Source organism: Burkholderia sp. BCC0097, from assembly GCF_902832985.1.
In the GTDB taxonomy this organism is placed as follows: Bacteria; Pseudomonadota; Gammaproteobacteria; order Burkholderiales; family Burkholderiaceae; genus Burkholderia; species Burkholderia orbicola.
On record NZ_CADFDM010000014.1, the window covers coordinates 152078 to 161315 of the forward strand.

The following is a 9238-nucleotide window of genomic DNA, read 5'->3' on the forward strand; positions in this document are numbered from 1 at the left end:
CCCGCAGGCACGGCTTTACCCCATCAAGACGATTGCTTCACCATTTTCACGATGGTCAGGGTGCCGCCGACATCCTCGACGCGCACCTTGACCTTGTCACCCTGGTGAGCCTGCTTGACCATCGCGGCGTCCTTGGCCTTGTACGCCATCGTCATCGCGGCCATGCCGATATTGGCGAATTCGCCATGCTTGAGCGTGACCATGCCGGTTGCGGCATCGACCTTCATCACCTCCGCATCGGTCAGTGCCGACTCCGAGGCTTTCTTCGATGCGGACGGTTTCATCGACATCCCCTTGCCGGACATGTCGTCGCCGGCGAATGCCGACGATGCGAACGCGCCCATTGCACAAACTGCAGCGGCAGTAATGACAAATTTCTTCATTGAGCTTCTCCAGATTGGATTGAAGGCACCTTCGTGCCGGAAGGAACTGCTTGGTGAATTCCCGCCTGGTCCACCTTGCGCGCACGACGACGCTGCAACAGGAACCAGGCTGCCGGAATGACGAACATCGACAGCAGCGGCGCGGTGACCATACCGCCCACCATCGGCGCAGCGATACGCTGCATGACTTCAGAACCGGCGCCGTGCCCGATCATGATCGGCACAAGGCCGGACAGCACGACGGCAACAGTCATCGCCTTGGGTCGTACGCGCAGCACCGCCCCTTCACGAATCGCGTCGGCCAGCACGGCCTCCGTGAATGGCGCGCCGGCTTCGAGCCGACCGTTCAACGCACCCTTCAGGTACAGCAGCATCACGACGCCGAACTCTGCCGCGACGCCCGCCAGCGCGATGAAGCCGACCGAGGTGGCGACCGACACCGCGTGGCCCAGGCCCCAGATGAACCAGAGGCCGCCCACCAGTGCGAACGGCACGGTCGACATCAGCAGCAATGCGTCGGCCGCCGAATTGAACGTCAGGAACAGCAGCACGAAGATCACGACGAGCGTGACCGGAATGACGGTGCGCAACTTCGCCGCCGCCCGCTCCAGGTACTCGAACTGTCCGGACCATGCGATCGAATAGCCGGGCGGCAGCTTCACCTGCTGCGCGACGGCCTTCTGCATCGCCTGCACGGCCGATTCGAGGTCCGTATTGCGGATGTCGACGTACACATAGCCGGACAGCCGTGCGTTCTCGCTGCGGATCATCGGCGGCCCGTCGGCGATCGTGACATGCGCGACGTCGCCGAGCTGGATTTGCGCGCCCCGATCCGTGACGATCGGCAACTGCCGCAGCTTCTCGAGCGAATCGCGGACTTCGCGCGGATAACGGATATTGATCGGGAAGCGTTCGCGCCCGGCAATTACCTCGCCAACGTTCTCTCCCCCCACAGCCGACGACACGACGGACTGGATGTCCATGACGGATAGGCCGTATCGCGCGGCCGCAAGCCGATCGATGTCGACGTCGATGTACCGTCCACCGTTCAGACGCTCCGCCAGCGCGGACGTCACGCCCGGCACGTGCTTCACCGCAGCTTCGACCTGCGTCGCGATCGTGTCGATCTGCGTCAGGTCAGGTCCGGAAATCTTGACCCCGACGGGTGTCTTGATGCCGGTGGACAGCATGTCGAGCCGGTTGCGGATCGGCGGCACCCATACGTTCGACAGGCCCGGCACCTTGACGGTCCGGTCCAGCTCGTCGACCAGCTTCTCGGGTGTCATGCCGGGCCGCCATTGACTGCGAGGCTTGAACTGGATCGTCGTCTCGAACATCTCGAGCGGCGCCGGGTCCGTGGCCGTGTCGGCGCGGCCGGACTTACCGAACACGGTCGCGACCTCCGGCACTGTCTTGATGAGCCGGTCGGTCTGCTGCAGTAGTTCGGACGCCTTTTGAGCCGAAATGCCCGGCAGCGCGGTCGGCATGTACAGCAAGTCGCCCTCATCGAGCGGCGGCAGGAACTCGCCCCCTAGTCGCGACACCGGAATCGCCGTCAGGGCCAGTGCGACGACGGCAAAACCGATCGTCAACCATGGGCGACGCAGAGTCGCTTCGAGCAGTGGCCGGTACAGCCGGATCAGCACGCGGTTGATCGGGTTCGCGTTCTCATGCGGAATGCGGCCGCGGATCAGGTAGCCCATGAGCACCGGCACCAGCGTGACCGACAGCCCGGCTGCGGCCGCAATCGTATAGGTCTTCGTGAACGCCAGCGGCGAGAACAGCTTGCCCTCCTGCCCTTCGAGCGAGAAGACCGGGATGAACGACAGCGTGATGATCAGCAGCGAGAAGAACAGCGCCGGCCCGACTTCCGCCGCGGACGCGGCAATCAGTTCCCAGCGCTGCGCTGCGTTTATCGGCACGCGAGGATGGGCATGTTCGTAGGCCTCAAGATGCTTGTGCGCGTTCTCGATCATCACGATCGCCGCGTCGATCATCGCGCCGATCGCGATCGCGATACCGCCCAGCGACATCAGGTTCGCGTTCACGCCTTGGTAGCGCATCACGATGAATGCGGCCAACACACCGAGCGGCAGCGACAGGATTGCGACGAATGCGCTGCGCAGGTGGAACAGGAACACTGCGCATACCAACCCGACGACGATGAATTCCTCGATCAGCTTGTCCTTCAGGTTGTCCACCGCGCGTTCGATGAGTTGCGAGCGGTCGTACGTCGTGACGACTTCGACGCCGGGCGGCAGCGAGCGCTTCAGCTCGGCGAGCTTCGCTTTGACCGCGTCGATGGTCGTCAGGGCGTTCTTGCCGGAGCGCATCACGATGACCCCGCCCGCGACCTCGCCCTCGCCGTTCAATTCGGCGATGCCGCGGCGCATCTCCGGGCCGATCTGGATGCGCGCGACGTCGCCGAGCAGTACCGGGGTACCCGCTTCGTTCGTGCGCAGCACGACGTGGCGGAAGTCGTCGAGCGAGCGCAGATAGCCGGACGAGCGCACCATGTATTCCGACTCGGCGAGTTCGACGACCGAGCCGCCCGACGCCTGATTGGCCTTGCCGAGCGCGTCGGCCACCATCGACTGCGTGATGCCGTACGCGCGCAGCTTGTCCGGATCGAGCACGACCTGGTACTGGCGCACCATCCCGCCGATGCTGGCGACCTCAGACACGTCCGGCACGGCCTTCAGCTCGAACTTCAGGAACCAGTCGTTCAGCGCGCGCAGTTGCCCGAGATCGTGCTGTCCGGTCTTGTCGACGAGCGCGTACTCGTACACCCAACCGACACCGGTCGCATCTGGGCCGAGCGACACCGTCGCACCCTGCGGAAGGCGGCTTTGCACCTGATTTAAGTATTCCAGCACGCGCGAGCGCGCCCAATACTGATCGGTCTTGTCATCGAACAGCACGTAGACGAACGCATCCCCGAATGACGAATACGCGCGGATGGTCTTGGCGCCGGGCACGCCGAGCAGCGTGGTCGTCAACGGATAGGTCACCTGATCCTCGATCACCTGCGGTGCCTTGCCTGGATACGACGCCTTGATGATGACCTGCGTGTCCGACAGGTCGGGCAGCGCATCGAGCGGCGTCTCCTTGAGCGAGTAGACACCCCACGCCGCGACGAGGATGGTCACGAGCAGCACCATGAACCGGTTGCGAATGGACCACCGTATGAGATGCGCGATCATTGGACGCCTCCGGCCGGCTCAACCTTCGTCAGTTGGTAGCCGTCATCCGTCTGCTTGAAGGCGAAGTGCACGGCCTGGCCAACCTTCACGTCCGGAAAGGCGTTCGACGCCGGCTTGTTGAACGTCATCGTCATCGCGCCCCAACCAAGCGCGGGAACCGGCTGATGCGAGAACGTCATGTCGGCCGCAGTCACCTTTTCGACCCTGCCGGTGGTCTCGTAGGTTGGTGAAGCGGCTGCCGGCGCGGACGCCGCTGTCGCCGCACCGGCACCCTTCCCGCCCTCCAGCCGCGGCAGCACGGACTTCAGGCTGGCTTCCGAATCGATCAGGAACTGACCGGACGCGACGACGGTGTCGCCGTCGTTCAGGCCGCTCAGCACTTCGGTTTCGTTGCCGACGTCGTTGCCGACCGTCACCGACGCGGGCTGCAGACGGCCGTCGCTGTTTTTGACGATGACGATCGAACGCTTGCCGGTCGTGATGACCGCTTCGGACGGCACGAGCAACCGCGACACGGCCTTCTGGCCGCCGACGCGCACGCGCATCAGCATGCCGGGCGTCAGCTTGAGCGCACTGTTGTCGATTTCAAGGCGCGCCTGAAGCGTGCGGCTACTGGTGGTGATGCCCGGCAGGATCTCGCGGATACGCCCGGTGAAATGCTGCGTCGGATCGCCCGAGAACGTCGCGTCGACGGTCATGCCCGGACGCGCATCGAGCGCGAGCGCTTCCGGAATCTCGACGATCAGCCAGAGCTTCGAGAGGCCCGAAATCTTCGCGAGCGTCTGCCCCGGCGCGACCATCGCACCGTCGCGCACGTTCAGTTCGCTGACGACACCCGCTTCCGGCGATGCCAGCGTGAGGTGCGTTTGCGCCTTGCCGGTACGGTCGAGCGCCGCGATCATGCCGTCGGGAATCGACAGCGCGCGCATGCGCGCACGTGATGCATCGAGCAGACTATGATCCATCCCGCCGCGCTTGAGAGCGAGATATTCCTCCTGCGGCGCGAGCCAATCCGGCACGAATAGCGACGCGATCGGCGCGCCCTTCGCGACGCGTTGCATCGGCGCGCTGGCATACAGGTGATCGATGTAGCCGGTGACACGCGACTGAATGACGTCCGCTCTCGACTCGTCAAACTGCGTCGTGCCAACCGCATCGAAGCCACCGGCCGTATCCTGGCGACGGACGGTCGCGTAGCGTATGCCGAGATTCTGCTGCAAGCCCGGGTCAATCTTGATGCCGCTCGATCCGCCACCTTCGTCCGCGAAGACGGGTTCGAGCTGCATGTTCATGAAGGGCGATTTGCCCGGCTTGTCGAAGTGCTGGTTCGGCACCATCGGATCGTGCCAGTACAGTACTTTTCGGCCGGTTTTCGGGTCGATCTTGTCGCCCGCCGCGGACATCGATGGCGCGGCAGCGCTGGTCGGAAAGCCGTCGCCTGCGTGTCGAGTACCCGCAAAGTAGCCGGCGCCGAGCAGGGCCGCCCCGGCAAACAGCATCAACACTGCGCGCACGAGCGTGGTCTTCGTCATGTTGTTCTCCTTCACTGTGCGGCGGCCATCGTCGATGGCACGACCTGATATTCGAGTTGTGCCCAGGTTTGCGATACCTCGCGCTTGAGGTCGAGCACTTGCAGTTGCGCTTCCAGTTGGGCGCGTCGGGCCGCGAACGTATCCGCGAGCGAGCCGCTTCCGGCGCGATAAGCCGCGTTGGCAAGCTGCACGCGCTGATCGGCGGCCGGCAGCAGCGACTGGCTCAGGTTGGCGATGCGCTCGCGCCCGCTTGCCAGCGTCGCGGACTGCGTGCGGATGTCCGCCTGCACCTGGCGCAGCGTGTCCTCGTAGGTCAGCCGCGCCTTCGTCGCAAGTTCGGTCTTCTGCGCGAGATCACGGTCCTGAAGATTCTTCCGATTGAGCGGCAGCGGAATCGTGACCCCGATCGACACCATGTTCGAATAGGCCCCGCCACGTTGCTGATAGGCGATTTGCCACGTCCAGTTCGGGCTGCGCTCGCTGCTGGCCACCGCGGTATCCGCCTCGGCCACCGCCACGTCGTCGGATGCCGCCACGAGTGTCGGGTGCGCAATGCGCAGTTCGTCCGGCGGCAGCGCGGAGACGAACGATTCGGGCGCCGGCGGCTCCCCCGTCACGTCTGACACCGGTACGGCAGTCCAGCGCGACAGGCCGATCAGCGCCGTCTGGTAGGTCTGCTGCGCCTTGAGAACCTGATCCTGGGTTTGCGCCAGCATCGCTTGCGCCTGAACGACGTCGGCAGCGCTCGCCTTCGCTCCACGGTAGGACGCTTTCGTGGCTGCCAGTTCGTGCGTCATGTGGTCAAGCAAAGCCTGTTGAAGCGCGACCGCCTGCTTGGCGTAGACGGCGTTCAGCCACGCCGTCGCGGTTTGCTGACGGACCGTCGCGAGTTGCATCAGATAACCGGCTCGCTCGCGACCGACCATTTCATCGGCCAGCGCTGAACGCAGTTGCCGCTTCTTGCCCGACACCCACTCCTGCTGGATGCCAATGCGGCGCATCGTCATGAAGTCCTGGCCGATCGTGAAGCGCTGCGCGCCATTGATCGGCAAGTTGTCGACACCGGCCGAGAGCATCGGGTCGGGCAACTGGCCGGCCTTGACGGCCGCCTCGGAGCTGGCGCGAACGGACGCCTGCGCCGCCTGCATCGATGCGGAATGGTCGGTCGCCGATTGCAGCGCGGCGTCGAGCGTGAAAGGTGCTTGCTCGGCGTGAACGACGCCCGCAAGCAGTAGCGCGGCAACAAGAGAATGCGCGCGCATCGAAGCTCGCCGACCCCGCGGCGTGCCGAAAATGAATGGCATGTTCTAACCCCAACGACGGAATCCCATAGGGATTCCACGTCCTGGCAAAGGACGAACCTCACCGCATACGCGGTGAACCTGTCAGCGTGGGATCAGACGAGACGCGGAGGTCGCCACAACCCGTTCGGGTCACGGCTCGGGAGGGAGTCGGCGTAGTGGAAAATGACCGGGCTGACGAGCGCAGCCGGCCGACTGACACTGACCTGCACCGTTGGGTGGTAAAGGCTGCCGAACTGGCACTGGGCGGTCACTTTACAGAAGACGCCCTTCATTTTGGCGTGGCCGGCGGATGCCGACTTCATCAAGTCGCAGCCGGGCATATCGGCTGACATGCTCGAGTCCGTGTTCATGGACATGGTTTGCTGCATCGGACAGTCGCCCGTCAAGCCACTCGCTGCCAGCCCGCTAATGGGCAGCATCGCGCAAAGCAGCAAGAGGATGAAGGTCCGGAGCAATTTCATAACGCGCATTATAGTCCGCCCGTACCGGCGCTTGCATCGGAATTGTACTTATGTTTCCGCCCTTAAACATGCAGTCAACACGTGCACGGTCACGCGTTCGTCTTGGATTTGGGTACGGCGCTTGCGCGATGCGCCCGGCCCGATCCGGGCAGCCCAGTCAAGGAGAATCAAATGGCACACCAACAGTATCAGTCCGGCATCTCCGCCTGCGATGATTGCGCAGCCGCATGCTATCACTGTGCAACTGCATGCCTCAATGAGAGTGAAGTTGCGCAACTCGCGGATTGCATCAAACTAGACCTCGATTGCGCGGCCTTCTGCCGACTCGCGTCGGGCGCGATGGCGCGCGGAAGCGGGCAAACAAAGGCGCTATGTTCGAGCTGTGCAAATATCTGCGAAGCTTGCGCGGCCGAGTGCGAGAAGCACCCTCACGAACATTGCAAGGAATGCGCACTCGCATGTCGAAGATGTACCCAAGAGTGCCGCTCGATGGCACAATAGACTCGGACCACAAAATGAAGGACGACGGCTTCCGCGTCGGCGCGAAAGCCGTCGGTAAATTGATCGTCTGCTGTCCTTTGCTCCCGCGCCATCGCGTACTTTTTATCGTTTCATCACCGGTATCAACGTCGGGCATAAATGGCCATTGGACGGTGGCCATCGGCGAGGAACATCGCGTGGTTCTCTCCGGTTCCGGTACGCACTAATGCTGACCCCGGATCGCAATTACGGATGTGCGGTGCCATGCTCATTCGTTCGATCCCACGCACACGTTGCGCTCCCGATAATGCGGCGTGCGGCGGCATCTTCGGGCAGTTCAGACGGAAATTGTCTATCCACCCGGCGGATCAGTCGCCCCCACTGTGTTGTCCCCGAGGACTCGCATGCTCGGTCTGAAGCGGTCGGGCATCGCTGAACGGCTGATAATCGACAACCCCAAAATCCTGCTCCAGCAGTTCACGCATCTCGTCGACCGCCGATGTCTGTGCATGCCACATTTCGGAACACAGCCGAATCAGAGCATCATGACGCCGGTCAACACCGGTCATGCAAGCATTCAGCGGTTCAAAAAGCTCATAATGGTGCCGGGCGAATATCTCGAGGTACGCGTGGTCAAATGCTCTGCCTGGTTGCGCATGCTCAAGTATTGCAATTGCTGCTTGTTGTTCTGAACGGACCTTCGGCTGGTAGTTGACTCCGTACCAGACACGCAGAAACTTTTGAAGCTGAATGATCTGTTCGCGCTGACCACGGTTTTCCATCCGCGCACTAGACCTAATCTCTACCATTGAGGCCTTCGCGTTTGTCGCCGGATAGGACGGCGTCGGCGATGTCCCTTCATATGCAGACAGTTCGGTACTCCGCCGAGTATCCGTGCCTGCGGCGAGCTCGGTCATTCTGAGTGCAGAATAATGATGATCTATTACCTGCTCCATTAGCGCGACTTCAAATTCCGCTGTAATTCCACGACCGGGCGCGCTCGCGAACGCCATAGTAGGGCCCAAGAATGTTCCCACCATCAGACCCAGTAGCGGGAGTCGCACAATTCTCCTAAGGCTCGTCAAGCGCGCTCGCGGTCGCTCACCCTTCAAGTTTGCAATGCTTTCCATATCGCCTCCGTCGAAGTAGGGCCATCACCGGAAGTCGCAGGGCACGATTCGCTAGTATCAGTGATAATGGCCCGCCGATACCGAGCAGTACATATGCCCGAGGATACCGATGGAAATGCTGAGCACCGAAAATCTTAACTCTCTAAGTTGTGCACAACATGTCGCGTCATTTGCCAGCGCATGATGTGGCCCACGGACCGGCTACGGGCCCGCAAATAATGACATTAAGATGAAGTAAACGTCATGTGTGCGTCATCAAACGGGCTCGGATAACTGCGAGTTGTCGCAAGCCGTTTCGCTCGTCGTGGATTTATTTATTACCAACGCCACCTGTCCGCGTCGTCGGCAGCACCGCAAACGCAAACGTTACCGATGATCTGAACGAACGGGCGAATAAGTCTCATGAAAATTGCATTCATTGCGGCCCGGGCGTCGAAGTGAAATTTTTTTACTTCGCAAACGGCGACAATTTTATTTTGTGCTAGGGTTTGGGCGGCGCATCCCCCAACCCACCAGTTGATCGTTCTCTCTAGCAGAGGTTTTTCTCGTCAGCCGGGCGTGGTACTTCGCCGCCTCGCGCCGCATCCGTGCCTCTTCCGGCGACACGTAGATCGACGTACTGGCCAGCTTGCGCCGTTCGGACTCAGTGAGATCCGACATCACCGCGAGCAGCTGCGCGATCGCCCATTGCGTGAGTCCGCGCGCGCCGCGCACCGAATAGCCGCCCCGCGCTGCGGCGCCGGCT

Annotated in this window: 8 protein-coding genes and 1 pseudogene; 2 read left to right on the forward strand and 7 right to left on the reverse strand. The window is 62.4% G+C overall.

Features of this window, described 5'->3' with window-relative positions; all coding sequences use genetic code 11:
* Positions 1-23: 23 nt before the first annotated feature.
* The 5 genes from HWX07_RS34445 to HWX07_RS34465 form a co-directional block, all read right to left on the reverse strand.
* Positions 24-383 carry a copper-binding protein gene (locus tag HWX07_RS34445; protein WP_027810174.1) on the reverse strand — a complete coding sequence of 120 codons (360 nt, stop codon included), beginning with the start codon at positions 381-383 and terminating at the stop codon, positions 24-26.
* On the reverse strand, positions 380-3586 hold the full coding sequence (locus HWX07_RS34450; RefSeq protein ID WP_027810173.1) for an efflux RND transporter permease subunit: 3207 nt from the start codon (positions 3584-3586) through the stop codon (positions 380-382). The genes HWX07_RS34445 and HWX07_RS34450 overlap by 4 nt, the downstream gene beginning before the upstream one ends.
* A complete protein-coding gene (locus tag HWX07_RS34455; protein WP_027810172.1) occupies positions 3583-5118 on the reverse strand; it encodes an efflux RND transporter periplasmic adaptor subunit in 1536 nt (511 codons plus the stop codon). Before HWX07_RS34455 ends, HWX07_RS34450 begins: the two co-directional genes overlap by 4 nt.
* Positions 5119-5129: 11 nt before the next feature.
* Positions 5130-6422: a TolC family protein gene (locus HWX07_RS34460; RefSeq protein ID WP_027810171.1), complete on the reverse strand. Its 1293-nt coding sequence runs from the start codon at positions 6420-6422 to the stop codon at positions 5130-5132.
* 92 nt (positions 6423-6514) lie between these two features.
* Positions 6515-6883: a hypothetical protein gene (locus HWX07_RS34465; RefSeq protein WP_027810170.1), complete on the reverse strand. Its 369-nt coding sequence runs from the start codon at positions 6881-6883 to the stop codon at positions 6515-6517.
* Between the two features lie 171 nt (positions 6884-7054).
* Between HWX07_RS34465 and HWX07_RS37095 the strand changes: the two genes are divergently transcribed.
* The gene (locus tag HWX07_RS37095) at positions 7055-7384 is read left to right on the forward strand and encodes a four-helix bundle copper-binding protein (protein ID WP_080289672.1); all 330 of its coding nucleotides are present in this window, start codon (positions 7055-7057) and stop codon (positions 7382-7384) included.
* Positions 7342-7590 (forward strand): hypothetical protein, encoded by a 249-nt coding sequence (locus HWX07_RS34470; RefSeq protein ID WP_146125846.1) that lies wholly within the window; start codon positions 7342-7344, stop codon positions 7588-7590. The genes HWX07_RS37095 and HWX07_RS34470 overlap by 43 nt, the downstream gene beginning before the upstream one ends.
* 141 nt (positions 7591-7731) lie before the next feature.
* Here HWX07_RS34470 and HWX07_RS34475 read toward each other — a convergent pair whose 3' ends face one another.
* Positions 7732-8280 carry a DUF305 domain-containing protein gene (locus tag HWX07_RS34475; protein ID WP_226112406.1) on the reverse strand — a complete coding sequence of 183 codons (549 nt, stop codon included), beginning with the start codon at positions 8278-8280 and terminating at the stop codon, positions 7732-7734.
* 684 nt (positions 8281-8964) lie between these two features.
* Positions 8965-9238: pseudogene (locus HWX07_RS34480) on the reverse strand (hypothetical protein); the annotation flags it as partial.